Annotated in this window: 22 protein-coding genes; 8 read left to right on the top strand and 14 right to left on the bottom strand. The window is 73.7% G+C overall.

Going from position 1 to position 25,425, the window contains the following annotated elements; translation table 11 throughout:
- The first annotated feature begins 122 nt into the window (after positions 1–122).
- A complete protein-coding gene (locus tag BA175_RS03170; RefSeq protein ID WP_069169649.1) occupies positions 123–956 on the top strand; it encodes an aldo/keto reductase in 834 nt (277 codons plus the stop codon).
- Between the two features lie 395 nt (positions 957–1,351).
- Here the strand turns inward: BA175_RS03170 and BA175_RS03165 are convergent, their stop codons facing one another.
- Positions 1,352–1,657 (bottom strand): 4a-hydroxytetrahydrobiopterin dehydratase, encoded by a 306-nt coding sequence (locus tag BA175_RS03165; protein WP_069169648.1) that lies wholly within the window; start codon positions 1,655–1,657, stop codon positions 1,352–1,354.
- A 59-nt stretch (positions 1,658–1,716) separates the two neighbouring features.
- Here BA175_RS03165 and BA175_RS03160 point away from each other — a divergent pair, with 59 nt between their 5' ends.
- Positions 1,717–2,526: a helix-turn-helix domain-containing protein gene (locus BA175_RS03160; protein ID WP_069169647.1), complete on the top strand. Its 810-nt coding sequence runs from the start codon at positions 1,717–1,719 to the stop codon at positions 2,524–2,526.
- Between the two features lie 88 nt (positions 2,527–2,614).
- On the opposite strand, the gene secD is transcribed toward BA175_RS03160, so the two are convergent.
- The 4 genes from secD to ligA all read right to left on the bottom strand — a co-directional run bounded on the left by secD (position 2,615) and on the right by ligA (position 8,746).
- Complete coding sequence (gene secD, locus BA175_RS03155) at positions 2,615–4,927, bottom strand: protein translocase subunit SecD (protein WP_069169646.1); 2,313 nt, start codon at positions 4,925–4,927, stop codon at positions 2,615–2,617.
- A gap of 36 nt (positions 4,928–4,963) precedes the next feature.
- On the bottom strand, positions 4,964–5,545 hold the full coding sequence (locus tag BA175_RS03150) for a hypothetical protein (RefSeq protein WP_069169645.1): 582 nt from the start codon (positions 5,543–5,545) through the stop codon (positions 4,964–4,966).
- 68 nt (positions 5,546–5,613) lie between these two features.
- Positions 5,614–6,453, bottom strand: a complete 840-nt coding sequence (locus tag BA175_RS03145; RefSeq protein ID WP_069169644.1) for a rod shape-determining protein — start codon at positions 6,451–6,453, stop codon at positions 5,614–5,616.
- A gap of 190 nt (positions 6,454–6,643) precedes the next feature.
- The gene (gene ligA, locus BA175_RS03140; RefSeq protein ID WP_069169643.1) at positions 6,644–8,746 is read right to left on the bottom strand and encodes an NAD-dependent DNA ligase LigA; all 2,103 of its coding nucleotides are present in this window, start codon (positions 8,744–8,746) and stop codon (positions 6,644–6,646) included.
- Positions 8,747–8,885: 139 nt separating this feature from the next.
- Between ligA and BA175_RS03135 the strand changes: the two genes are divergently transcribed.
- On the top strand, positions 8,886–9,938 hold the full coding sequence (locus BA175_RS03135) for a LacI family DNA-binding transcriptional regulator (protein ID WP_069169642.1): 1,053 nt from the start codon (positions 8,886–8,888) through the stop codon (positions 9,936–9,938).
- Between the two features lie 11 nt (positions 9,939–9,949).
- Here the strand turns inward: BA175_RS03135 and BA175_RS03130 are convergent, their stop codons facing one another.
- Positions 9,950–12,274, bottom strand: coding sequence for a phage holin family protein (locus BA175_RS03130; RefSeq protein ID WP_217493208.1), 2,325 nt, complete (start codon positions 12,272–12,274; stop codon positions 9,950–9,952).
- An 83-nt stretch (positions 12,275–12,357) separates the two neighbouring features.
- Positions 12,358–12,780, bottom strand: a complete 423-nt coding sequence (locus tag BA175_RS03125) for a hypothetical protein (protein WP_069169641.1) — start codon at positions 12,778–12,780, stop codon at positions 12,358–12,360.
- Positions 12,781–12,959: 179 nt separating this feature from the next.
- On the opposite strand from BA175_RS03125, the gene BA175_RS03120 reads away from it, so the two are divergent.
- Both BA175_RS03120 and BA175_RS03115 read left to right on the top strand, forming a co-directional pair.
- Positions 12,960–13,736 carry an MBL fold metallo-hydrolase gene (locus tag BA175_RS03120; protein WP_069169640.1) on the top strand — a complete coding sequence of 259 codons (777 nt, stop codon included), beginning with the start codon at positions 12,960–12,962 and terminating at the stop codon, positions 13,734–13,736.
- Positions 13,733–14,353, top strand: coding sequence for a DedA family protein (locus tag BA175_RS03115; RefSeq protein ID WP_069169639.1), 621 nt, complete (start codon positions 13,733–13,735; stop codon positions 14,351–14,353). The genes BA175_RS03120 and BA175_RS03115 overlap by 4 nt, the downstream gene beginning before the upstream one ends.
- Positions 14,354–14,505: 152 nt before the next feature.
- Here BA175_RS03115 and BA175_RS03110 read toward each other — a convergent pair whose 3' ends face one another.
- The 4 genes from BA175_RS03110 to BA175_RS03095 form a co-directional block, all read right to left on the bottom strand.
- Positions 14,506–15,546, bottom strand: coding sequence for an MBL fold metallo-hydrolase (locus BA175_RS03110; RefSeq protein WP_217493207.1), 1,041 nt, complete (start codon positions 15,544–15,546; stop codon positions 14,506–14,508).
- A 13-nt stretch (positions 15,547–15,559) separates the two neighbouring features.
- The gene (locus BA175_RS03105) at positions 15,560–16,798 is read right to left on the bottom strand and encodes an aminotransferase class I/II-fold pyridoxal phosphate-dependent enzyme (RefSeq protein ID WP_069169637.1); all 1,239 of its coding nucleotides are present in this window, start codon (positions 16,796–16,798) and stop codon (positions 15,560–15,562) included.
- A gap of 97 nt (positions 16,799–16,895) precedes the next feature.
- Positions 16,896–17,744: an SMP-30/gluconolactonase/LRE family protein gene (locus BA175_RS03100; RefSeq protein WP_069169636.1), complete on the bottom strand. Its 849-nt coding sequence runs from the start codon at positions 17,742–17,744 to the stop codon at positions 16,896–16,898.
- Entirely contained in the window at positions 17,741–18,514 is a 774-nt protein-coding gene (locus tag BA175_RS03095; protein ID WP_069169635.1) for an IclR family transcriptional regulator, read from the bottom strand. The genes BA175_RS03100 and BA175_RS03095 overlap by 4 nt, the downstream gene beginning before the upstream one ends.
- Positions 18,515–18,727: 213 nt before the next feature.
- On the opposite strand from BA175_RS03095, the gene BA175_RS03090 reads away from it, so the two are divergent.
- From BA175_RS03090 to BA175_RS03080, 3 genes are all read left to right on the top strand, one after another.
- On the top strand, positions 18,728–20,224 hold the full coding sequence (locus BA175_RS03090; RefSeq protein ID WP_069169634.1) for a bifunctional phosphatase PAP2/diacylglycerol kinase family protein: 1,497 nt from the start codon (positions 18,728–18,730) through the stop codon (positions 20,222–20,224).
- A gap of 104 nt (positions 20,225–20,328) precedes the next feature.
- Positions 20,329–21,138, top strand: a complete 810-nt coding sequence (locus tag BA175_RS03085; RefSeq protein WP_069169633.1) for a methyltransferase domain-containing protein — start codon at positions 20,329–20,331, stop codon at positions 21,136–21,138.
- A gap of 81 nt (positions 21,139–21,219) precedes the next feature.
- Positions 21,220–21,573 (top strand): VOC family protein, encoded by a 354-nt coding sequence (locus BA175_RS03080; RefSeq protein WP_069170304.1) that lies wholly within the window; start codon positions 21,220–21,222, stop codon positions 21,571–21,573.
- A gap of 86 nt (positions 21,574–21,659) precedes the next feature.
- Here BA175_RS03080 and BA175_RS03075 read toward each other — a convergent pair whose 3' ends face one another.
- From BA175_RS03075 to BA175_RS03065, 3 genes are all read right to left on the bottom strand, one after another.
- Positions 21,660–23,924, bottom strand: a complete 2,265-nt coding sequence (locus BA175_RS03075) for an N-acetylmuramoyl-L-alanine amidase (RefSeq protein ID WP_438947315.1) — start codon at positions 23,922–23,924, stop codon at positions 21,660–21,662.
- Positions 23,925–24,156: 232 nt separating this feature from the next.
- Entirely contained in the window at positions 24,157–24,723 is a 567-nt protein-coding gene (locus tag BA175_RS03070; protein ID WP_069169632.1) for a GNAT family N-acetyltransferase, read from the bottom strand.
- A gap of 105 nt (positions 24,724–24,828) precedes the next feature.
- Complete coding sequence (locus BA175_RS03065) at positions 24,829–25,401, bottom strand: dihydrofolate reductase family protein (RefSeq protein WP_069169631.1); 573 nt, start codon at positions 25,399–25,401, stop codon at positions 24,829–24,831.
- Between the last annotated feature and the right edge of the window lie 24 nt (positions 25,402–25,425).

The following is a 25,425-nucleotide window of genomic DNA, read 5'->3' as shown; positions in this document are numbered from 1 at the left end:
TCGCGGACGGCGCAGGAGGGTTCCCGCCTCCTATCCGGAACCTGCCCGTGGGCGGGAATGTGCGGGCTTCGCCGATCGTTGGCGTGGGGAGTAGCAACCGACGACGTAAGGATCGACCGCTCGTGAGCAAGGTCCCCTCCATCACCCTGAACAACGGCCTCGAGATGCCGCAGCTCGGCTTCGGTGTCTGGCAGGTGCCGGACGACGAGGCGACGACGGCCGTGACCACGGCCATCGAGTCCGGGTACCGGAGCATCGACACCGCCGCGATCTACGGGAACGAGGCGGGCACCGGCAAGGCCGTCGCCGCCTCCGGTGTGCCGCGCGGGGAACTGTTCGTCACCACCAAGCTGTGGAACGCCGACCAGGGCTTCGACTCCACGCTGCGCGCCTTCGACGCCTCGCTGGACAAGCTGGGCCTGGACTACGTCGACCTCTACCTCATCCACTGGCCGCTGCCGGTCAAGGACGCCTACGTCGACACGTACAAGGCCCTCGAGAGGATCCACGCCGACGGCCGGGCGAAGTCCATCGGTGTGTCGAACTTCCTGCCCTCTCATCTGGAGCGGCTGATGGGCGAGACGTCCATCGTCCCCGCGGTCAACCAGATCGAGCTGCACCCGCAGTTCCAGCAGGCGGAGGCCCGTGCCTTCCACGCCCGGCACGGCATCGTCACCGAGGCCTGGTCGCCGCTGGGGCAGGGCAAGGGGCTGGGCGGCCCGACCGTCGGGGCGATCGCCCACAAGCACGGCCGGACCCCGGCCCAGGTGGTGCTGCGCTGGCACCTGCAGACCGGGCATGTCGCGATCCCGAAGTCCGTGACGCCGTCACGGATCGTGGAGAACCTGGACGTGTTCGGGTTCGAGCTGGACGCCGACGACCTGGCCGCGTTCGCGGCCCTCGACGAGGGCAAGCGCATCGGCGCCGACCCGGCCACGTTCGACGCCGGCGCCTGACGGGCGCGGCACGGAGCCTCCGCCCCGGGTGAGCCCGTCCTCCCCGTGCGGCGGGGGCTCACCGCCACCACCCGTCCGATGCCACCTGCCCGGCGGACGACCGCGGTTCCCCGCCACCGAGGCCGTGGCGAGGGCGGGGCGGGTGCACCCTTTCCGCGTACGCGGAGGCGGTGCGACAGCCACGTCCCCGGGCAGCCGATCGCCCGCAGTCCGACGTCACGGGGGTGCTTGGCTGAGGCTGTCCCGCTCTTCCCGGTGGATCGGCGCACGGCGTCGGATGCGGGGCATCGCACGGCGGAGGGACGTCCGCATACGGGATGTACGGGGCCGTCCCGACAACGCGGCGAGGTGCCGTAGCTGTCGTCGCGCGCCCGCCGGGAAGTGCGGGACAGCCCTTACTCGGCGCCGTGCCCGGCGGCGATCGCCTCCACCCGGCCGGCGAGCCCCAGGTCCTTGCTCGTCACCTTGCCCCCCGCGTCGTGCGAGTTCACCGCCAGGCGCACGGTGTTGTACCCCAGCGTCAGGTCGGAGTGGTGGTCGATCTCGTCCTGGATCCGCGCGACGTGGACGGTCAGCGCGGCCGCGGCGAAGTGCGAGGGGAGCCGGTAGGTCCGGGTGATCCGGTCCCCCTCCACCTGCCAGCCGGGCAGGTCGCGCAGCGCGGTCTCGATGTCGTGCGCGGACAGCGGTTCAGCGGCCATCAGGCGGCTCCTGTCTGGGTCGGTGTGAACAGCGGTGCCCGTGACGCTACGGTCTCCGTATGACGACTGTCGCGCTCGACACGGGGGTAGGGCCGCTGCTGCGCGGCTGGCGGGAGCAACGACGGATCAGCCAGCTGGAACTGGCCCTGCGCGCGGACTCCTCGGCCCGGCACATCTCGTTCGTCGAGACGGGCCGTGCGCGCCCCAGCGAGGAGATGATCCTGCGGCTGGCCGAGCACCTGGACATCCCGGTCCGGGAACGCAACGCGCTGCTGGTGGTGGCCGGTTACGCGCCCCGCTTCGGGGAGACGGCACTCGACGATCCGGCGATGGACGCCGTACGCGCGGCGCTGGAGCGCCTGCTGCAGGGGTACGAGCCCTATCCGGCCCTGGTCGTCGACGCCACCTACACCGTGGTGGCCGCGAACCAGGGGATGCGGCTGCTGCTGGAAGGCGTGTCGCCGGAGCTTCTCACCCCGCCGCTGAACGCCATGCGGATCACGCTGCATCCCGGGGGCCTGGCCCCGCGCATCCTCAACCTGCCGGAGTGGCGCGCCGATCTGCTCGCGCAGATGGAACGGCAGATCGCCCTGCACCGCTCCCCCGAACTGCGCTCCCTCTACGACGAGGTGGCGGCCTACCCCGCCCCCGGCCCGCCGCAGGACCGGCCGGCCACCGGAGCGGGCGGGGGGCTGCCCTCGCTCGCGCTGCCCCTGCGGATCGCCCACCGCGGGCGTGAGCTCTCCTTCCTCTCGTCCATCGCGACCTTCAACACGCCGATGGACGTCACCGTGGCGGAGCTGGCCATCGAGACGTTCCTTCCGGCCGACCGGGCCACCGCGGAGCACCTGCACACGCTCATGCCGTGACGGGCGGGGCCCGGCGGCCCACCACCCCGCGGCGGACGGTCCGCCCCGGGCCGGCCGGGGTCCCGGCCGGCCCGGAGACCGGGGCGCGCTACACGCGCGCGCCGTTGTCGAGCGGGTCCCGGGGCGCCCGCGGGGACCCGGGCGCACGCCGCGGCCCCCGTTTCCGGGCCGGGGGCGGGGCCTTGCGGCTCCTCTCCAGGACGAGCGCACCCGGGACGGCGGTCATGACCGAGGAGTACGTGCCCACGCAGATACCGATGAGCAGGGCCAGGGCGAAGTCGGCGAGCGAGTCGCCGCCCAGCACCGCGAGGGCGATCAGGATGAACAGGGCGCCCATGCCGGTGTTGACGGTGCGCGGCACGGTCTGCAGTACGGCGCGGTTGGCCACGTCGGCGACGGGGGTGCGCGGGCTCCTGGCCCACAGTTCCCGTACGCGGTCGAAGACGACGACCGAGTCGTTGACGGAGTAACCGATGACGGTGAGCAGGGCGGCCAGGAAGATCCCGTCGACGGGGCGCCCGAGCCAGGCGAACGCGCCGACCAGGATGACGACGTCGTGGACCAGCGCCCCGACCGAGGCCACGGCGAACGTCCACCGGAACCGGGCCGCCAGGTAGGCGAGTTGGACGAACACGGCGACGGCCAGCGCGATCAGGGCGTTGCGCCGCAGCTCGTCGCCGAGGCTGGGCCCGATCAGCTCGTCGCGCACCTTGGTGGTCTCACCGCCTTCCGCGGCGAGGGCGGACCGCAGGGCGTGCTCCCCGTCGTTGTCCAGTTTCCCGGTCCGTACGGAAAGGTCGCTCTCACCCGCGGTGGTGACCTCCGCGTCGCCGAATCCGGCGGCGGCGATGGTCTCACGGGCCGTGTCGACGTCCACGGGGCGGCTGGTGGAGTACTCGACGAGCCGGCCCCCGGTGAACTCCACCCCCAGGTTGACTCCGCGCAGGGCGATGCCCAGGACGGCGACGGCGACGAGGGCGGCCGAGACCAGCAGCCAGCGGCGCGGCGACCGGAACAGCTGCGGATCCCTCGCGGTCAGCCAGGTACGGATGCGTCCCGGCCGGGCGATGCCGTTGACGCCCCGGTAGTCGCGTACGAAGCGGGAGTACGTCGCCGTCTCGGTGAGCGCGCGGGCGATGACCAGCGCCGAGAACATCGAGGCGAGGACACCGATGGCGAGGGTCACACCGAAGCCCTTGACCGGTCCGGAACCGAGGAAGAAGAGCAGGCCGGCGGCGATGAGGGTGGTGACGTTGGAGTCGGCGACCGCACTCCAGGCGTTGCGGAACCCGGCGGTCAGCGCGGAGCGCAGCGACCGCTGGGGGTGGGCCGCGCTCTCCTCGCGGGCCCGTTCGAACACGAGGACGTTCGCATCGACCGCCATACCGATCGCGAGGACGAACCCGGCGAGGCCGGGCAGGGTCAGGGTGACACCGAGGACGACGAGCGCGGCGTAGGAGATCACCCCGTACGCGGCCAGGGCGAGGGCGGCGAGACCGCCGAAGAGCCGGTACATGAAAGTGATGAAGAGGGCGGTGGCCGCGGCGCCGATGAGGGCGGCCCTGGCACTGGCGTCGATGGCGGCGGCACCCAGTGTCGGGCCCACGGTCCGCTGCTCGACGATCTCCACGGGTACGGGGAGGGCACCCCCCTCGATGAGAAGGGCGAGATCGCGGGCTTCCTCGGCGCTGAAGGAGCCGGTGATCTGGGTGGACCCGGAGGGCAGGCCGGCCTTGCAGCCGATCGACGGATCGACCTGGGGCGAGGAGATGACCTTGCCGTCGAGGACGATCGCGACCCGGCGCCGTTCGTCACCGGCCGGGCTGCAGGCGGCTTCCCCGGTCAGCGCCGTCCACTTCTTGCCGGCGTCCTTGTGGAAGTCGAGCGAGACGGTCCATCCCGCGCCCTGCTGGGCGTCGAAGGTCGCCGAGGCGTCCTTCACACCCGCGCCGGAGAGGGCCACCGGGCCCAGGGAGAGCAGACCGCCCTGTTCGTCGGGGAGTGTCGGTCCGTCCTTCTCCGTGGCCCCTTCCGGCTTCTGCTCCGTCCCCGGTCCCCGGACCGCGTGGAAGGTGAGCTGAGCGGTCCTGCCGAGGACGTCGGCGGCCTCGCGCGGGTCCTGTACGTCGGGCAGTTCGACGATGATCCGGTCCTCACCGGAACGGGTCAGGGTCGGTTCGGCGACACCGAGCGAGTCGATGCGCCGGCGGAGCACCTCGAGGGTGCGGTCGGTGGCGGCCCGGTCCGCCTTCGCGGTGTCCGAGTCCTTGGCCTGGAGCACCATGCGGGTGCCCCCTTGGAGGTCCAGGCCGAGTCTGGGTGACATGGTCAACGTGATGAACACGGAGACGAGCAGTACGGCGGCAGCCAGAACCGCCCGCACCGTGGTGGCGCGAGTCATGGGGATTCCTCCGGGAGGGCGCCGTCCGCCCTCCTCTCAGAGGACGCGGGACGACGGGTCTGTGGAGCAGGACCGGTGCGGGGCCGGCTGACCGGCCCCGCACCCGGGAGGACCGCGCACACCGGGCAGCGCCGCCCCGGTGCGGCCGGGTACGAGGACGGCGGCGCCCGCCGGCCCCCGGTGGACGGTGGTCGGTACGAGCAGGCCGGGCGTGCGGGGCGGCAGCGCGCCATGGGCGGGCGGGGGGAAGTGGTGCGGCGCGTGCGGGCGGCCGGCACCCGCCCGGGGGGCGGGAACGGGAACGGCCTCCGCCCACCACCCGGCACCGTCCACCCGGGCCGCCTCGGGCACGCCTGCCTCCGGCAGAAGACCCGGAGGGCGCGGTGGCGCGGAGACCGAGGGGGTCGGTGGGGCGATGGCGGGGAGGGCCTGCACGCCGGAGCCCTCGGCGCGCCGGACGGCGTCCGTCGCCGGTGCCGGGGCAGGGGCGGGAGAGGTGACAGATGCGGGCGTGTGCCCGGTGAACACCCGCGGCGGGGGCACGGCGTCCGCGGCGGCGGGTGCGCCGCCCACGACGGTGAGGACGGCGAGCAGCAACGTCGCGAGGACGTCGCGCACCCGGTGCCGCGGTGTGTCCGGCCGCCCCCGTGGGGGCGCGTTCCCCCGGGGTGCCCCCGGGAGGGGGCTCACCTCGGCCGGCCGAGGAGGGCGGACACCGTGCGCGCACCGGCGGAGTGCAGCACGGCGTCCAGGATCAGCCCGGCGCCCCGTACGACGGCGGTCGACGGGTCCTCGCCGAGGTGCACCCGGACACCGAGACGTCCCGCGATGCGGTGGGTGACATCGGGGCGCAGCGCGCCCCCTCCGGTGAGCACGGGGCCCCGGCGCAGCGCGCCGCGTACCGCTCCGTGCTTGTCCTGCCGCCACATGTCCATGATCATATCGAGCACGTTCCGGACGAGTTCGGTGGGCAGCGCGGCCGGTTCGAGATCGCTCAGGCCCGTCTCGGCCTGACGGGCGTCGGCGACCATCCCGTCGACGAGCAGAGTGACCTCGGTCAGCTCGGCGCCCATGTCGACCACGAGCAGCGGTCCTCCGGACCCGGGCCCGGCACTCGCCGCGGCTGCCCGGGCGCTGTTGAGGACCACCACGCCGGACGGGCCGAGCGCGGCGAGGAGTTGTCTCGCGAGGCCGCGGTGTTCCGGCCCGGCCAGGACCGGGTGGCTGAGGACGATCACGCTGCCGTGGCGGTCCTCGCCCAGTGTGCTGTCGGCGAGGTGCCGGAGCAGTCTGCCGCAGGCTTCCGGATCGACGATGCGGCCGCGCCGGACCGGCCTGCCGGTGCCGTCGTCCCAGGGGGAGCCGGCGACGAGCCCTCGGCCGGGGACCCAGGCACGGGCCGCCGAGCTGCCCAGGTCGATGGCAAGTCCGCGCGGCGTCCCGTGGTGGCGCGCCTCACCGGTGTGTCCGCCCCGCACCGGGTGAACGGGCCGGCTGCGCCGCTGTCCGTCACGCAGAGAACGCATAGCCCCTCGCCCCGGCCCGCCGTCGCGGCCGTTCACCACTCAATGACCCGCTGATAGCGAGGCATGACCGAACCCTCACTATGCAATATCGGGCATAGGAAAGCCACTCCCTCGACGATTCCAAGGTTCGGTCCCGGCGTGGCGCCGGCCGGTTCTTCGCTGCCCCTCACCCCCCGGCCGCCCGTCCCGGTCACACCTGGGGAGTCAGGTAGGCGGAGATCAGCTCCGCGAACGCGTCCGGCGCGGTGATCGTGACGCCCAGGTCCTCGGCCTTGGTCCGCTTGGATCCGGCCTTCTCCCCGGCGACCAGCAGACTCGTGCGCTTGGAGACGCTGGAGGAGGCCTTCCCGCCGGCGCGCTCGATGAGTTCGTTCATCTCGTTGCGCGAAAGCTTCTCCAGGGCGCCGGTCATGGCGCCGGTGACGACCACGGTCATGCCGTCCAGGGGCAGCCCTGCCGTCCGCTCCCCGGCGGTGTCCTCGCCGTCCTCGCGCTCGGCCCCGGCCACCGGCGGCGGAGTGGCACCGGGCTCCGTCATGTTGACCCCGGCCGCCACCAGCTTGGCGATCAGCGGGGCCAGTTCGGCCAGCTCCGTGACGACCCCCGCCGCCTTCTCCTTGCCGATGCCGTCGACCTGCTGCAGCGTCTCGGTGTCAGCGGCGACGATCCGGTCCATCGTCGCGAAGTAGCGGGCGATACGCCGTGACATGGACCGTCCGGTGCCGCGTACGCCGAGGGCGCAGAAGACGCGGGAGAGCGGGCGCTCGCGGGCCGTCCGGATGGCCGCGAGCAGGTTGTCTGTGGAGGTCTCCCCCATCCGCTCCAGGGAGAGCAACTGCTCCCGCTCCAGGGTGAAGAGGTCGGCGAAGTCCCGGACGAGGCCCGCCTCGACGAGTTGGACGACCCTGGTGCCGCCGAGGCCCTCGATGTCCAGCTGGTCGCGGCCCGCAGCATACGAGACGGAGGCGACCAGGCGGCAGTCGCGGCCCCGGGTGCAGCGCCAGCGCTGCTCGCTCGTGTCGATCTCCGAGCCGCACCGGGGGCAGGACTCCGGGAACTCGATCGGCTTCTCGGCCCCGGTCCGCAGGTGCACGACGGGCGCCTCGATACGGGGGATGATGTCGCCCGCCTTGTAGACCATCACCTGGTCGCCCAGGCGCAGATCGCGGCGCGTGATGTCGGCCGGGTTGTGCAGCGTCGCGTAACCGACGGTGGATCCGTCTATCTCCACGGGCTCCAGCACGGCGCGCGGTGCGATGATGCCCGTCCTGCCGACGTTCCACTCGACGTCCAGGAGCCGGGTGACCTTCTCCACGGCCGGGAGTTTGTACGCGATGGCCCAGCGGGGTGCCCGTGTGCCGGAACCCGCGTCGGCCTGGTCGGCCGCGAGGTCCGCCTTGATCACGATGCCGTCGATCCCGAAGGGCAGCGAGGCGCGCAACGCGGCGATCTCCTCGACACGGGCCTGCACCTCCTCGGCCGTGGAGACGGTGCGCGGCGCCACAGCGGTGTCCGCCGCGGTGTGGACACCGAGCCCGGCGACGTACTCCAGGGCCTCGCTGTGCGGGAGTTCGGCCAGGGTGGCGGTCAGCTCGCCGGAATCGGGCAGGGCGAGGGCACCGTAGGCGAAGAAGGTCATCTCGACGCGGTAGGGCCGGTCCTTGGCGCGCAGGGTGCCCGCCGCACCGTTGCGCGGGTTGGCGAAGGGGGCGCCGCCGTGCTGCGTACGCACCGTGTTGGCCTGCTCGAACTGCTCGTCGGTCATGAGAATCTCGCCGCGCACCTCCAGGGTGGCCGGAATGCTCAGCTGCCCGGGAAGTCCCGTCACCGTACCGATGGCGTGCGAGACGTCCTCCCCGGCCGTCCCGTCACCGCGGGTGATCAGCTGTTCGAGGCGCCCCCGGCGGTAGCGCGCGGCGACGGCCAGACCGTCGAGCTTGGGCTCCACGCTCCAGATCGTGACGGGTCTGCCGATCCGGCGCTCGACGGAGGCGGTCCAGGTGACGAACTGCTCGGCGGAGAAGACGTTGTCCAGCGACAGCATCGGCACCGTGTGCGGCACGTCCCCCACCGCGGCCCCGCCCGCGACCTTCCCCGTCGGGGAGGCGGCCAGCGTGTCCTGGGGGTGCTCCTGCTCGTAGGCGGCGATGGCCCGCGCCAGCCGGTCGTACGCGTCGTCGTCGAGGGTGCTCTCGCCCGTGGCGTAGTACGCGGCGGCGGCCTGCGTCGCCTGGTCCACCGCGGCGGCGTAGGCGGCGGCGTCGGCGAGCACAACAGCTGAGTTCGTCGTCATGGCGACCATCCTGCCGCCCACCACTGACAACGCCCCCTGCCCCGCACGCCTCCGGCCGGCGCCGGCGCCGGCCGGAGGGCAGGGCGCTGACGTGCCGGAACCTTCCACGCACCTCGCGGAGCACCGGTATAAAGACTCCATGCCTGTCGACGTGCCGCCGCCCCTGCGCCCGGCGACCCTGGAGGACGTGGCCGCGGTGGCGGGCGTCTCCCGCGCCACGGTCTCCCGGGTGATCAATGGCGCGCCGACGGTCGATCCGGCCCTGCGCCGGGTCGTGGAGGAGGCGGTCGCCACCACGGGCTACGTCCCCAACCGGGCGGCCCGCTCGCTGGTGACCCGGCGGACCGACTCGATCGCGCTCGTGGTGTCCGAGCGTGAACGGCGCCCGGAAACCGAGCCGTTCGTCGGCCGGATGTTCTCCGACCCGCACTTCGGCCGCGTGGTCGCGGGACTGCTCGACGTGCTGCGCCCGGCCGGCGTCCAGATGGTGTTGATGCTGGCCGACGACGAGGCCTCCCGCAACCAGCTGCTCTCCTACCTGCGCCAGGGGCACGTCGACGGGGTGGTGCTGATCTCGTCGCACGGTGAGGACCCGTTGCCCGGCCTCCTCCGGGAGACCCGGCTGCCGGCGGTGCTGGCCGCCCGGCCGCGGGATCCCACGCCGCTGACCTGTGTGGAGGCCGACCAGCGTGCGGGGGCGCGGCTCGCCGCCGACCATCTGGTCTCCCTGGGGCGCCGCCGCTTCGGCACGGTCGCGGGGCCGCAGGACGTTCCTGCGGGGCGGGCACGGCTGACCGGCTTCCTGGACGCGCTGACCGGGCACGGCGTCCGGGACGTGGTGACCGCGGAGGGCGACTTCACCCAGGCGGGCGGGGCCTCGGCGATGCGGCACCTGCTGCGGGAACGGCCGGACCTGGACGCGGTGTTCGTCGCCTCGGACCTGATGGCGCTGGGAGCCCTGCCCGTCCTGCTGCGGGCAGGCCGGGAGGTGCCCTCGGACGTTGCTGTCGTCGGCTTCGACGACAGCAGTGCGGCGGTGGCCTGTGATCCTCCCCTGACGACCGTGCGGCAGCCCGTGGAGGAGATGGCTGCGGAGATGGCCCGACTCCTCCTGGAGCAGATCGGCGGACCGGGCGGACCCGCGCGGTCCGCCGTCTTCCCGCCGACCCTGGTGCGGCGCGCGTCCGCATGAGGCGTCGCCCCTCAGCCGCGGGCACCCGGCCCGACGCCGCCCGCACCCGCACCCTGACCCGGCACCGCATCGCTCCCGCCCGGCGACGGCACCGCGCCGCCCGCACCCGGAGCGGCGTCTCCCATGCCCGGCGGAACAGCACCCTCCGGCGGCGCGTCCTCCCCCGGCGCCACCGCGCCCTCCCGCCCGGTACTGCCCCCGGCAACGCCCGGAAAGGGCTCGTCCGCCGGCCCGGCGCTCCCGTAGCCCTCGGTCAGCAGCGGTACCTGGGGCCCGGAGAGCTCCCGTAGCCAGCGCGCCAGCACCCGGTGCACGCTCTCGGCACCCACCAGCCCGGCCGATGCCGGCGTCCCGGACGCGGCATCCGCAGCCACGGCGTCCAGCGGGTCCGTCAGCGTGCGCGGCGACAGCAGGAAGGGCCGGGACTGCGCGCCCCCGAGCCCCCCGTGCGAACCGATCTGCTCCTCGAAGGCGTGCACGCATCCGGTGTCGGGGTCGTACATCGAATTGACCATGACGTCGGCGACGTGCGGGAAGCCGTCGGTGCGCCGCACGGCCTCGGCCGCCCCCGGCCCGTAGCCGGCGAGCGGGCCCTCCCCGTCCCGCAGTTCCGACACCGGGACCTCGGTGCCGCGCCCCAGCACCACGGAACCGTGCCGCTCGCTGCCCACGAGCAGGAAGCCGATGCCCGGGTGGCCGGCGAGGGTGCTGAGCAGCGCGGGGTGGCGGCGGTCGAGCTCCTCGCGCGAGGCCCGTCCCGCGATGTCCGGGAAGGACAGCAGCCCGAGGTTGCCCGAGGCCAGCACCACCGGGTCCGACGGCGTGGCGGGGTGTTCCGCCTCCCGGTCGCCGACGGGCCGGTGCAGGGCGATCCGCACGGCGTCCCGTGCCTCGGAGGCGCTGCGGGTGCGCTGTGCCCTGCGGGGTACGGGCAGCCCGCAGCCCGCCCGTACGAGGTCCTCGAGGGTGAGCCCGTAGCGCCCGGCGAAGGTCTCCCCCGGGCTCTGCCCGTGGTCGGAGAGCAGCACGATCCGGTAGGTACGGGGAGTGTGGTCGGCGACCTTCGTGATGAGGCCCAGCGAGCGGTCCAGGCGCCGCAGGACCTTCTCGGCGTCCCTGCTGTGGGGGCCGGAGTGGTGCGCGACCTCGTCGTAGGCCACGAGGTCGGCGTAGACAGCCGTGCGCCCCGCGAACATGTCGCCGATCACCGCGGAGACCACCACGTCACGTTCGACGACGGTCGCGAAGGCCCTGATGAAGGGGTACAGCCCGCCGCGTTTGACCCGGGGTGACACCCTCCTCGCCCGGGCCGCGGTGGACTGGCCGATCTCGCGGATCACCTCGGCGACGAACGACACGGCCGTGCGGACGGCGTTGGCCGGGTCGGAGAAGTAGGCGAAGTACCCGGCGCGCGAGCGCCGCCCCTTGCCGCGCCGGGCGGCCATCGACAGGACGAGGGCGAGCTGGTCGGCGCCGCCGCTGAAGAGGTTGCCCCGGCTCGCCCCGTCCATGGTGAGCAGGCCGCCGTCGTGGGTGCGGGCGACGGCCCGGCGCTGGAGTTCCAGCGCGCTGGCCGGCCTGCTGGAGACCATCAGGGTGCCGGTCTCCTTCTCGTACCAGCGGAAGGCGGGCACGTCGAAGGTGGTGCCGTGCAGGATGCCGAGCTGACTGGCGCCGGTCTGGCTGGACCAGTCGGTGGTCCACGGCGTGAGCCGGTGGCCCGCCCCGTCGGACAGCCGGGCCGCCACGGTCGGCATGATGCCGGCTTCGGCCGCCCGCACGAGGACGTCGTGACCCACGCCGTCGAGCTGCACGAACACGATTCCGGGCGGTCCGCCGCGCCCGCCGTCCGCGGTTCCCGGTGTCCCCTCGCGCCGGCGGCGGCGGTCTGCCAGGCGGGAGAGCCTCCGCCGGTAGGCGTCGTCGTCGCGGACCGCGAGGGCGGTGGAGGTGGCCGAGGCGACGGCGGACATGACGGCCGCCACGACGACGGCGTTCTCCGGGCCGGCGGCCCCGCGTCCGTCCGGGATGAGCCGCAGCGCTATCAGCAGCAGGGAACCGTTGAGGAAGAAGACGAGGGCGCCGAGGACCAGGGCGGGGACGACGAGCAGCGCCCTGACGAGGACGGGCCACACCACTGCGGAGAGCAGACCGAAGGCGCCCGCTCCCCAGGCCGCGGTGAACGCGGTCCTCGTGACGCTGTCACCGTCGTCGGACTGGAGCTGGAAGTCGGGCAGGATCCCGGCGAGCGCCAGCATCGTGAGCGTGGAGACCGCCCACACCGCGACCACGCGCAGGAGGGTCCTTCCCGCCGTACGCCATCGCCCGTCAACCACGCCGTCCACCTCACGTCCGGGCCCGGGTGTCGTCGTGGGCCCGCGTCCACCCTGTCACAGCCGCCCCCGGCGCCCGGCGGGGGTCAGGAACCGTCGTACCCCGCGGTGGGCATGGACAGCCTGCGGTGGACACCCGCCTTGTCGCGCGCGGTGTAGGCGGGCTCCTCGAGCCCGGCGAGCTCCAGCCGTACGCCGCGCCGCTCGCACTCCGCCGCGAAGTCCGCCGCGGAGAGGAGGGCCCGGGCGAGCACCCGGTCGTTGGGCGCCAGGAAGAGCTCGACCTCTCCCTCGTCGACGTCGGCCCACAGGGCGTGGTGGTCGGTGCGCAGGGCGTAGACGCGCAACTGCCGGGTGACCACGTACCCCCGGTCGGCGGCCCAGCGTGCGCACATGGCGTGCTGGCCGCGGGTGTCGACGAGGAAGGGGTCCTCGTCGAGCTCCTCCAGCGGTGTGAGACTGGCGATGGCCGCCACCCGTACGCCGCCGTCGACGTCGACGTCCCCCATGGCCCCTCCCCCCGCGTTCGGACACTGGGCCCGACGATACCGGGCCGATAGCCCTCCGTGACCACGCGTGCCCGCACCGGAACCGGCGGAAAGGAGTGCACCGGCGTGCCGGGGGCGCGGAGCACCTACGCTCGTACGCGTACGGGTGACGGCGGCGGAACGGGCGAGGAGGCGGGACCGTGGAGGTCACGTGGTGGGGCCATGCCACCTGCACGATCGAGGACTCCGGGACCAGACTCCTGACAGACCCGCTGTTCGTGAGGCGGTTCGCGCATCTGCGCCGCCGCAGGGGCGACGTGCCACCTCCCGAGGCCGCGGTCGCCGACGCCGTCCTGATCTCCCATCTCCACTCCGACCACCTGCATCTGCCCTCCCTGGCCCGTCTCGCTCCCGGCAGCCTGCTGATCGTGCCCAGGGGCGCGCCCGGGGCGGTACCGGGCCTGCGGGTGCTGCGCCGGGTGCGGGGGCTGAGGATCGCCGAGGTCGGCCCGGGCGACGAGGTGCGCGTCGGCGGGGTGCTGGTCCGGGCCGTCACGGCCCTGCACGACGGCCGGCGCCTCCCTGTGGGCCCCCACCGGGTCCCCGCCCTGGGGTACGTGGTCGAGGGCGGGACGCGCACGTACTTCGCCGGGGACACCGGGCTGTTCGACGGCATGGCCGAGGCGGTCGGGCCGGTGGACGTGGCCCTGCTCCCGGTCGGCGGCTGGGGCCCGTACCTGGGCCACCACCATCTGGACGCGGCGCGCGCCGCCCGGGTGCTGGCGCTGCTGGCCCCGCGCTCGGCGGTGCCGGTGCACTACGGCACGTACTGGCCGATCGGGATGGACGCGGTCCGGCCGCACGAGTTCCATGCGCCGGGCGACGAGTTCGTCCGGCACGCGGCGCGGGTGGCACCGGAGGTGGCGGTCCACCTGCTGGGCCACGGCGAACAGGTGAGACCGGAGGCCCGTAGGTGATACAGGAGTGGGTACGGCAACTGCCGACGGAGTCGACCCAGCAGGCCGTGGGCTATCCGTCGCTGTTCCTGCTCGTGGCACTGGGTTCCCTGGTGCCGGTGATACCGACGGGGGCGCTGGTGAGTTCGGCCGCCGTGGTGGCGCTCCACCGGATGTCACCGTTCGCCCTGCTCGTGGAGTTCGGGGTGGCCTCGGGCGCCGCGTTCCTCGGCGACCTGTGCCTGTACTGGCTGGGGCAGCGCGGGGTGCGGTCGACGAACGGCTCTAAGTGGCTGCAGGCCATCACCCGCCGGGCCGCTCCGGACCGTCTCGCGCAGGCGCGGCACAAGCTGGAGGAACACGGCACGGCGGTGCTGGTGCTGTCCCGGCTCGTGCCGGCCGGGCGGATACCGGTGATGCTGGCCTGTCTCCTCGGCCGGATGCCTCTGCGGCGGTTCGCCCAGGGTGACGTGCCCGCGTGTCTGGCGTGGGCGGCGACGTATCAGCTGATCGGGATCCTGGGCGGTTCGCTCTTCCCGGAACCCTGGCAGGGGGTGGTCGCGGCGGTCCTCCTGGCGCTGCTGATCAGCGGGACACCCGCGCTCTGGCGGCGTCTGCGGACGTGCTTCGCGCACTGATCCGGCCTCCCGGGCCCGTCGGGCGGCCTGCGGGCGGGAGGCGGACGCGGTCCGTCGGGTGCGGTCCCGGGCGCCGGTAGCCCGCGTGGCGGAGCCGCGGGCCTACGCCAGGCGGGGGCGTACGTACCGGGGCGCGGCCGCTCCTTCGCGGGTCACCCGACAGGCTCTCGGGCGCCCAGGACGCGGGAGCCGCCGACCGGCAGGTCCCACAGGCTCCCGCGCGGGTGACCGGCCCGGCGCCAGGCGGTTCGGAGCCGGGTCAGGGGTTCGAGGACGGGTTCGGCGGACAGCAGGAACGTCGCCCAGTGCATCGGCGCCATCGCACGGGCGCCCAGGTCCTCGTAGGCCTGCACGGCTTCCTCGGGGTCGGTGTGCACGTCCGAGAGCCACCAGCGCGGCTCGTACGCCCCGATGGGGAGCATGGCGAGGTCGAGTCCGGGATAGCGGTGGCCGATCTCCCGGAACCAGTGGCCGTAGCCGGTGTCCCCGGCGAAGTAGATCCGCCGCCCCCACCGGTCGCCGATCACCCAGCCGCCCCACAGGGAGCGGCAGGTGTCCAGCAGGGTGCGTTTGGACCAGTGGTGGGAGGGCACGAAGTCGAACCGGACGCCGTCCAGTTCCACCGACTCCCACCAGTCGAGTTCGGTGACGCAGGTGAAACGGCGGCGCCGGCACCAGCGTCCGACCCCGGCGGGGACGAACAACGGGGTGTCCCGGGGAAGCCTGCGGAGTGTGGGGGCGTCCAGGTGGTCGTAGTGGTTGTGGCTGATGAGGACCGCGTCCACCGGGGGCAGTTCCTCCCAGGCGACGCCTACCGGGGTGATCCTGGCCGGGGTGCCGAGGATGCGGCGCGACCAGACGGGGTCGGTGAGGACGGTGAGCCCACCGGCACGGACGATCCAGCTGGCGTGTCCGGCCCAGGTGACGGCCAGGGTGTCCTCGCCCGCGGCGGGCAGGGGGGCGGGGGCGTACGGCAGGCGGTGGATGCCCCGGAGACCTTCGGTGTTGGGCCGCAGGGCGCGCTCACGGGCCAGGCGGGTCATGCCCCTGACACCCGGGAGCGGGGCGGTGAGCCGGTCCGCGAAGCTGCGGGGCCAGGCTCGGAGTTCACCGAGCGGGCGGGGCGCGTCGACGGGACGGCCGGTGAGTGCCGGGCCGGCACCGGCGGGCGGGCGCTCGGTCTGTTCCGTCATCGAGGGGCTCCCGTCATCGGAGTGCGTCGAAGGCTCCTGCGAAGATGCTCAGGGCTCGTGCGACATGCGGCAATTCCAGGGGCTCCACCGCAGTGAGGGACTCCGTCTGCTCCTGAGGGGTCGAGCCCAGCAGCGGCCCGGTGCCCAGCCGCACCCGGAGCGCGCCCAGTTCGTCCCCGAACCGGTGCCCGCCGGGGACGGGCGCGCCGAGGCGGCCCGAGAGGTACTCCTCCAGTTCCATGGAGTCCGTGACACCCAGGGCGGTCAGCCGGGTGCGGAGCGGGGCGAGGTCGGCGTAGAGGTGGCGCCCCGCCTGCGGGGGCCTGGCCAGCGCGCCGGAGGCGAGTACGGCCCGGTGGGCGGCGGAGGCGACGTGGGCGTGGAGGGCGGCGGCCTGCCTGCTGCGGGTGGTGACGGCCTCCGGTTCGGCCAGCGCGTGGGCGGCGGCACGGGCGACCGGTTCCGCGACGAGGGCGCCGAGGGCGGTGAGGATGTCGAGCACCCGGGCCCGGTGGGCGGCGGCGCGCCGGGTGGCGGGGAAGCGCGCCACGGCGGCCGGCCAGGCGGACGGGGTCAGCGAACCGGCCAGATCGGTGAGGACGGTGACGTCGTCGGGGCACATCTCGGCGGGGCTGAACACGACGGTTTCCTCGGGGCGGTGCAGGGTGTCGCGCCAGGTCTCGTCGCTGACGATGTGCAGCCCCTCGGCGACCGCGGCCTCGCAGGCCTCCCTGACCAGCTCCGGCGGTGCGACGGTCGCGGTCGGGTCGTCGGCCACCGAGAGCAGGAGCAGCCGGGGCCTTCCGCCCTCGGCACGCACGCGGCGCACGGTCTCCAGCAGCGCGTACGGATCGGGGACTCCGCCGCACTCCGCCGGGGTCGGCACCTGGTACGCGGGCCTGCCGAGGAGTCGGGCCTGGGGTATCCAGGAGGCGGGGCAGGGCCGGGGCATGAGCACGTCCCCGCCGTGCGCGGCGACGAGTGCGAGCAGGAGGGGCTGGGCGCCCGGGGCGGCGGCGACGTCGTGCGGGGCGCACGGCAGACCGCGCCTGCGCCAGTAGGTGCGGGCCGCCTCCCGCAGGGCCGTCCCGCCCCCCGGGGGCTCGGGCCGGGGGCGGGACGCCGACGCGGCCAGGACGCCCGCGAGCTCGGGCAGCACGGGGAGACCGGGGTCGGGCGCCGGGGGACCGTAGCGGACCGGGCCGTGGTTCTCCGGGGCCGGACGGGACCGCTTCCGCTCGCTCGACCGCATCCGGGGCCCTCCTCCGCCTGCCGACACCCCCAGGCCCCTTTATACGGAGGTTCGCGGCGGAGTGCCCCCGCACCCGGGGGACCGGCCCTGCGGAAGGTCATCCCGCGAACGGCGTCCCCGGCAGGCCGTACCCCGCGTCCGGCACCACCAGCAGGGAGCCCGACAGCGGATGAGGGGCGTCCAGCCCGGTCCGCGCGGTGGAGACGTACAGGTCGCGCAGGCCCGGACCGCCGAACGCGCACGCGGTGGGGCGCCGCACCGGCAGCTCCACGACCCGGTCCGGCCGGCCGTCGGGAGTGTAGCGCCGCACCGCGGCACCGTCCCAGAAGGCGACCCAGACGCAGCCGTCGGCGTCCACCGTCAGTCCGTCGGGCCATCCGTGGCCCGGCTCGACGGTGACGAAGGGGCGGCGGCCGGCGACGCGCGGGCCGTCCACGTCGAACACGTCGATCCGCCGCGTCGGGGTGTCGATGTAGTACATGAGCGTGCCGTCCGGGCTCCAGCCGGTGCCGTTGCTGACCGTCACCGCGTCCGGCAGGACCGCCACCGTGCCGTCCGGGGCGACGCGGGAGAGGCTGCCGCCGCCCTGGCGCTCGTCGTAGCGCATGGTGCCGGCCCAGAGCGCGCCGTCCGGCGCCACGGCCGCGTCGTTGCCCCGCCGGCCGGGGACGGGCTCGTGGACCAGCCACGAGAAGGCGCCGTCCGCGTCGTACAGCCCGGTGCCGTCCCGCAGGGTGACGACGAGACCGCCGGACGCACGGGGCTTGGCGGCGCCGACGTGCTGCTCGGTCGCCATGACCGTACGGCGCCCGGTGGCCGGGTCGTACGTGTGGACACGGGCGGACAGGATGTCCACCCAGATCAGCCGCCCGGTCGCCGGATCCCAGGTAGGGCCCTCGCCGAGCTCCGCCCGCTCACGGACGGCCACCTCCCAGACGGGGGTCATCCCTGACCCCCGTGGTGTCCGAGCCGGCCGGACAGCGCGTCGGCGCCTCCCGCGGCGAGCCGGGCGAGCTCCGCCTCGCGCTCCTCGCTCCAGCGGATCATGGGTACGGAGATGGAGAGCGCGGCGACGACGCGTCCGGACCGGTCGCGGACCGGCGCCGCCACACAGCTCACGTCCGGGTTCGACTCGCGGTGCTCGACCGCTATGCCGCGCTCGCGGACGACGGCGAGCGCGGCCCGCAGCTCGGCCGCGTCGGTGAGGCTGTTGTCGGTCATCGCGACGAGTTCACGTCCGTCGAGGCGGGCGTCGAGCTCCGTCTCCGGGAGCGCGGCCAGCAGCAGCTTGCCCACGGAGGTGCAGTGGGCGGGAAGCTTGCGGCCGGCGGCCGAGACCATGCGGACCGCGTGGGTGGAGTCCACCTTGGCGATGTAGATGACCTCGGTGTCCTCCAGGATCGCCACGTGGACCGTCTCGCCGCACGTCTCCGCGACCTCGCGGGCCACCTGCTGCCCCTCGGCCGCCAGGTCGAGCTGCTCCGCGTAGCGGCTGCCGAGCTGGTAGGTGCGTACGCCGAGACGGTAGCGGCCCGGCTGCCCCGGAACGGTGACCAGGTAGGACCGGGCCGCGAGGGTGGTGAGCAGTTCGTGGACGGTGGTCCGTGGCAGTTGCAGTGCGCGGGTGACCTCGGGGGCGGAGAGAGTGCCCTCGCCCTGGAGGAAGAGTTCGAGCACGTCCAGCGCCCTGGTCACCGCGGGGACGAGTCGCCCCATGTTCGCCCACCATTCTGTTCGACACTCCGGTCAATGACCGGAATCACGAACGCAGGCTAACCGGCTGGCACTTGTCCGGGCAACGTCCGTGACGTACTGGTGCGGCAGGACACAGGCGCTTCGACCCGCGTAAGACGATTTTTCACGCTTTCACCGAGGCCCGGTGGGCGCGCCTCCTGATTCACGGCCCCGCGTCAGGGTATTCGCTGTCCCATGCCGACTACGAGCACCCATCCCTTCCCGGGCCGCCTGCGCGCCTGGCTCCACGGGCGCGATCTCGCCGCGTTCCGCAGCGTGGCGGAAAGACACTGGCCCGGCGCCGCGCCCGTCCTGCCCCGGCTGAGCCGCAGCGCCAATCACGGCCTGCTGTGGTTCGGGGCGGCAGCGGGTATGGCGGCGCTGGGCGGCAGCGCACGGTCCCGCCGGGCGGCACTGCGCGGGGTGGCCTCACTGGCCGTCGCCTCCGTCGCCATCAACACGGTGGGCAAGGGGGCGGTCCGCAGGGAGCGGCCGATACTGGACATGGTGCCGGTGATACGGCAGCTGAAGCGGCAGCCGTTCACCACCTCCTTCCCCTCCGGCCACGCCGCGTCGGCGGCCGCGTTCGCCACCGGTGTCGCCCTGGAGTCCAAGGGCTGGGGCGCGGTCGTGGCGCCGGTGGCGGCCGCCGTGGCGGCGTCCCGCGTCTACACCGGGGTCCACTACCCGAGCGACGTGCTGGCCGGAGCGGCGCTCGGCGTCGGTGCGGCGTTCGCGCTGCGCGGGGTCGTACCGACGCGCGGCCAGCTGCCCGCCCCGGGCCGGCCCCCGGGCGAGGCCCCGGCCCTGCCCGCCGGGCGGGGCCTCGTGGTCGTCGTCAACCAGAAGTCGGGCTCCGCGACGGCGACAGCGGCCGTGATCCGCGACACGCTCCCCCTGGCCGAGGTGGTGGAGTGCGCCCCGGCCGACCTGGCCGCATGCATGGAGGAGGCGGCGGGCCGGGGCAGTGCGCTCGGCGTCTGCGGGGGCGACGGGACCGTCAACATGGCGGCGGCCGTAGCCGCCACCCACCGCCTGCCGCTCGCCGTGTTCCCCGGCGGGACCCTCAACCACTTCGCGTACGACCTCGGCATCGAGACGGTGCAGGACACGGCGAGGGCCCTCACCGCGGGCGACGCGGTACGCGCCGACCTGGGCCGCTTCCGGCCGGGCCCACGGGGGCCGGAAGGGGCGGACGGCTACTTCCTCAACGCGTTCAGCCTCGGGGTGTACCCGGAGCTCGTACGGACCCGGGAGCACTGGGCCCCCCGGATCGGCGGCTGGCCCGCAGGGGTCCTGGCCGCAGCCGAGGCACTGCGCGGTTCACGCCCTCTGACCGCCGAACTCCAAGGGAGGACACGGCCGTTGTGGCTGCTCTTCGTGGGCAACGGACTCTTCCAGCGGGTGGGCCCCGCACCCGGCCGCCGGCACAACCTGGCAGACGGGCTGCTGGACGTGCGGGTGGTGCACGGCGGCCGGACGCCAGGACTCCGTCTCCTGGCGGCAGCCGTCGCGGGCCCACTGACCCGGTCACCCGTCCACGCGGCGGTACGGCGGCGCAGGGTGCGGATCTCCGGCCTCGCCCCGGGCACTCCGTACGCGTACGACGGTGAGGTGGCCCACTGCGAGGGCGACCTGGTGATCGACAAGCTGCCGGAGGCCCTCACGGTCTACTGTCCGATGCCGATCTGAGCCACTCGCTGGTCCTGCATGATGAGATGCGTATCTCATGATGCGACATCGCGGCGTACTGTCGTCCTCCCGCTTGCGACTGAGGTCAGAGAGGACGCCCGGCCATGCCGAAGGAATCCGCCGTCTACACCCACGGGCACCACGAGTCGGTGCTGCGCTCCCACGAGTGGCGGACCGCCGCCAACTCGGCCGCCTACCTGCTCCCCCGCCTCCGCCCCGGCCAGGCGGTCCTGGACGTCGGCTGCGGGCCGGGGACCATCACGGCCGACCTCGCGGAGCTCGTGTCCCCGGGCCGGGTGACCGGCGTGGACACCGGGCGCGGCGTCCTGGACCGGGCGGCCGGGGTCGCCTCCGGACGCGGCGTGGACAACGTCGAGTTCGCCGTCGGGGACGTCCAGGCACTGGACTTCCCCGACGACTCCTTCGACGTGGTCCACGCCCATCAGGTCCTGCAGCACGTGGGCGACCCGGTGGGAGCGCTGCGCGAGATGCGGCGCGTGTGCCGGCCCGGTGGCGTCGTCGCGGCGCGTGACAGCGACTACGCGGCGATGACCTGGTATCCGGAGACCGCCGGACTGACCCGGTGGCAGGAGCTGTACGGCAGGGTCGCCCGCGCCAACGGCGGTGAGCCCGACGCGGGCCGGCGGCTGCTGTCCTGGGCGCGGCGGGCCGGGTTCACCGACATCACGCCGAGCGCGGCCGTCTGGTGCTTCGCCACCCCTGCGGACCGTGCCTGGTGGAGCGGCCTCTGGGCGGACCGTACGACGACGTCGGCGTACGCGAGGTCGGCGGTGGACGGCGGGCACGCGGACGCCGCAGTGCTCACGGAGGTCGCGGACGCCTGGCGCGCCTGGGGCGAGGAGCCCGACGGGTGGTTCATGGTGCCCCACGGTGAGGTGCTCTGCCGGGCCTGACACCGCCGGGCCGCGGAGTTCCGTACGGGCCCGGGGAGGGAATCGATCACATGGCGGCGGACCGCCAACTACCCTGTGGACATGGACATCCTGGGAACCACGCTGCGCATCTGCGTCGACGACCTGGAGGCCTCGGTGGCCTTCTACGAGGGCCTGACCAGCACTCCGGCGCTGCGCTTCGAGCGCGGCGGGGTCTCGGTCGCCGCGATCGGCTGCTTTCTCCTGATGAGCGGCCCGGAATCGGAGTTGGAGGTGCTGCGCAAGGTCACGGCGACGATCGCCGTCAAGGACGTCGACGAGGCCCACGCCGCCCTGACCCGGGTGGGCGCGAGGGTCATCGCCGGCCCGGTCCCCACTCCGGCCGGCCGCAACCTGATCGCGCTGCACCCGGACGGTTCGGTCTTCGAGTACGTCGACCGGAACGTCCCGGCCTGACCGGCGCGACCGGGCCCGGGCCGGCCTGCCCGGGGCGCACGCGGCCCCCCGGCCGCCGGCGTCACGCCGGGGCCGGGGGCCGTCCTCTACTTGAGGTAGACCAGGCCGTCGGTGGTGACGGTGGGCCGGCCCGAGGTACCGACCACGACGACCTTGACCGTGTGCTTGGCGCTGCTGCTCCAGGTCTTGGTCCACAGCGCGTCCCGGTACTTGGTGGTGGCCGACCTGAGGTCGACGGTCGCCACCTTGGCTCCGTCGACGTAGACGTACGCCTGTCCTGAGGTCGAGGCACGCGAGACGACCCAGGCGGCCGATCGGCCGGTGAACGTCCAGGTCAGCGAGGCGTTCTTCGAGGAGCTGGAGTAGGACTTCCCGCCCAGGTAGCTGCTCGACGACTTGGCCGCCCAGGTACCGGACTTGACGGCCGAGCTCTCCTGGAGGATCACCGGGGTGCCGGAGACCGAGGCGGAGGCGGCGTTCCCCGCGTAGTCGTAGGCGGTCAGCTTCCACGTCGTGGCGACGGCCGACGCGGCCGTGTGCGAGGCACTGGTGGTGGTGGGGCCGTAGGTCTTCGCCGGGGAGGCCAGCCGCACTTCCTTGAGAGCCGCGCCGTCGGTCGCCTTCCAGCTCAGCTTCACGGGTACGGCGGCGGTGTTCACGGTGCCGGCGCGAAGGGCGAGGGACGGCTTGACGGTGAAGGCGGGGACGGTGGTCTCCGCGATCACGGTGACCGCCGTGCTGGTGGTCGCCCTGCCCGAGAGGTGCGTGGCGCGTACGGCCACGGTGTGGGTGCCGACGGCGAGCGACGCCGTGGCCGAGGTCGTCGTGCCGCTGGTGGTGGCCACCGCCTTGCCGTCGACCAGCAGTGCGTACTGCTTGATCAGGACGGACGGGGTGGTGGCGGACCAGTTCACCGTGATCCCTGCCTTGGTGTAGTACTTCCCGCCCGAACTACCCGCGCCGGTCAGGGATTTGACGCTCAGACCGGTGACGGGCCCGGCCGCCAGGGTGCGGACGGTGGCGAGCTGGTTGTAGAACGCGTCGCCGGGGCACTGCGTGTTGTACCCGTCCCGGTGACCGTGGATGACCGGGAAGGACAGCTGGGCGCCCTTGGCCCAGCTCTTGCGGAAGTAGTTGGTGCCCACGTCACCCGCGGTCAGCGTGGTGGTGCCCGCGGGGTCCACGCCGTACTGCCCCAGCTTCCATGCCGCGATGCGGGCGACGGACAGCAGGGCGGCCTGCGGAGGTGCGGCGTCGGTGTAGGTCCCGAGGACGGAGATGCCGACGGTCTCGGCGTTGAAACCGTAGGCGTGGGCGCCCTGGACCGGGCGGTCGACGCCGCCCTTGCGGCCCTCGTAGACGGTGCCGCACTTGTCGACGAGGAAGTTGTACCCGATGTCCTTCCAGCCCAGTTGCTTGACGTGGTAGGCGTAGATGCCGCGCACCACCGCCGGCGCCTCGGCACACGTGTAGGCGTTGGACTCGGCGGTGTGGTGGACCACCACCGCCTTGATCTTCCCGCCCGGCAGGTAGCCCGGCTCCTCGGGGCTGATCGACTCGTCGGCCCCCCAGCCGGCCCGGGAGGTGATGGGCGGCCGGGGCATGGTGCTCGGCGGGGCGGGGGGAGCCGTGTCGGTGGGCGTCGGCGTCACGGTGACGGACGGCGAGGGCGAGGCGGACGGTGTGCCCGGGTCCGTGGAAGGGGACTCGGAGGCGGAGGGCGACTCGCTCACCGGCTGCTCGGTGGTCGGCTCCGGGTCGGGGGTGACCGGGGGGTCCGACGTGATCTCGGGCTGGGGCTCGGTGGAGACCGAGGGCTCGGTGGTCGGCTCGTCCGTCGCCTCGACCGCGAAGGCCGCGGGCTCGACACCGCCGGCCCCGCCGGTCCCCGGGTCGACCATGTCCAGCCGCAGACCGGCGGGCAGTCCCGCCGACGTTCCCCTGTCCGAGACGACACGGGCCTCGACTCCGTCGGACGGCCCCACCCAGGCCGGCTCGGTGCCACCGCGGGCGGCCCCGTTCTCGCCCTGGCCGCTGTTCCCGTCCAGCCGCAGCCACGGCGACCACTTCCGGGTATCCAGGGCGCGGGTACGCACCTCGACCCGCCCCGCTACATGGGCACCGGGATCCGTCCACGTCAGGCCCAGCATGCTGAACCGTTCCGCGTCGCGGCGGCCCAGCGAGGCACCCGAACCGTCGCCGGTGGTCCGCAGCTGCGCGGTGGACGCGTGCGAGGCGACCGGCTTCCGCCCGCCGCCGTCACCGGTACCGCCGTCCGCTCCGCCGGTCGCACCCTGAAAGATCAGGACGCCGGTCAGCCCGGTCACCACGGCCGCAGCCGTACCCCATATCCGATGCCGCTTCACGCAGCCCCACCCCTCGTTCCGTCACCCTGCGGCCCCACACGGAGCACGTACCTCACAGGTTCCGCCAGAACGTACACCGCCGGCCGTGCGCACGCTCAGCTGGTCCCGAGAATTGGGTGTGAGTTCATGAAAGACGGGTAGGGAATACCTTTTCGGCCGCTTCAGGTGACGCACCTCACACCGCCGGCGGGCCCCAAGCGGTGCGGTGACGCGCGGATCACCGCACCGACGGACGTGGATGGGTGGCCCAGTGCTCCGCCGCGGTGATGCCGAGCAGCACCACGTCGTGGTACGCGCCGGCGAGGAACTCGTGCTGGCGCAGTCGTCCCTCCTCGACGAAGCCCAGCCCGCGGTACAGGGCGAGGGAGGCGTCGTTGAAGGCGTGGACCTCCACCTCGCACTTGTTGAGCCGCTGTTCGGCGAACATGTAGGTGAGGACGAGGCCGGTCGCCTCGGCCGCGTATCCCCTGCGGCGGTGCTCCCGGGCGATCGCCACACCCGTGCGGAAGCGTCCCGCCCGGCTGTCGGTCTCCCCGACTGTGACGGTCCCCGCGAAGGCCTGGTCGGCCAGCACCTCGATCACCAGGCGGAACGCCTCACCCCCGGGCGGACGTACGGCCCGGTCCGCGGTCCAGGCGCGGAATGCCTCGGCGGAGCGCGGGGGCTCGACCAGGTCGGAGGTGCGGACGTCGGGGGTGTGCCGGGCGAGGTCGCGAAAGCCCTCCCAGTCCCCGGGCTCCACCCCTCGCAGGCGTACCCGTCCGCCGGTCCACAGGTCACTCACGGCGCCCCACCTCGCTCTCGGCTGCAGGCGCTGACGGCCGTGCACATCGAGGGCGCCACCTTAGCGGCGCCGGACCGTCACGCGCAGCCGGTATTCGGGCGGCCCTCAGCGGACCACGTCGAAGACGTTCTTCTGCAGGCCGTTGGCGTACGCCTCGTGCTCGACCAGCTTCAGCTTCTGCGTGTCCTTGTCCGTGGCGCTGAACAGCCGCTTGCCCGCACCGAGCAGAAGCGGGAAGACGAGCAGGTGGTAGCGGTCGATCAGGCCGGCGTCGGAGAGGCCGCGGTTGAGCGTGGCGCTGCCGTGGACGATGACGGGGCCGCCCTCGGTCTCCTTCAGCGCGGCTACCTCGTCGAGCGAGCGCAGGATGGTGGTCCCGCCCCAGTCCGTGACCAGGTCGTCCCCGGTGAGAGTGGTGGAGACGACGTACTTCGGCATCACCTTGTAGTCGGCGAAGTCCTCCATGCCGGGCCAGACGGCGCTGAACGCCTCGTAGCTGACTCTGCCCATGAGCATCGCGGTCGCCTCCTTCTGCTCCCGGCCCTTGATGTCGAAGGCCTCGGGGAGGAACTCCACGTCCTTGAAGGTCCACCCCGCGTTCCGGTAGCCGGGCTCACCGCCGGGCGCTTCCACGACACCGTCGAGCGAGATGAAGGCGGTGCTGATCAGGGTGCGCATGAGGTCTCTCCTGGGCTGTCGGGC

The sequence above is a fragment of the Streptomyces griseus genome, assembly GCF_001715295.1.
Taxonomy (GTDB): Bacteria; Actinomycetota; Actinomycetes; order Streptomycetales; family Streptomycetaceae; genus Streptomyces; species Streptomyces griseus_G.
This window is presented reverse-complemented; position numbering and strand designations above follow the sequence as displayed.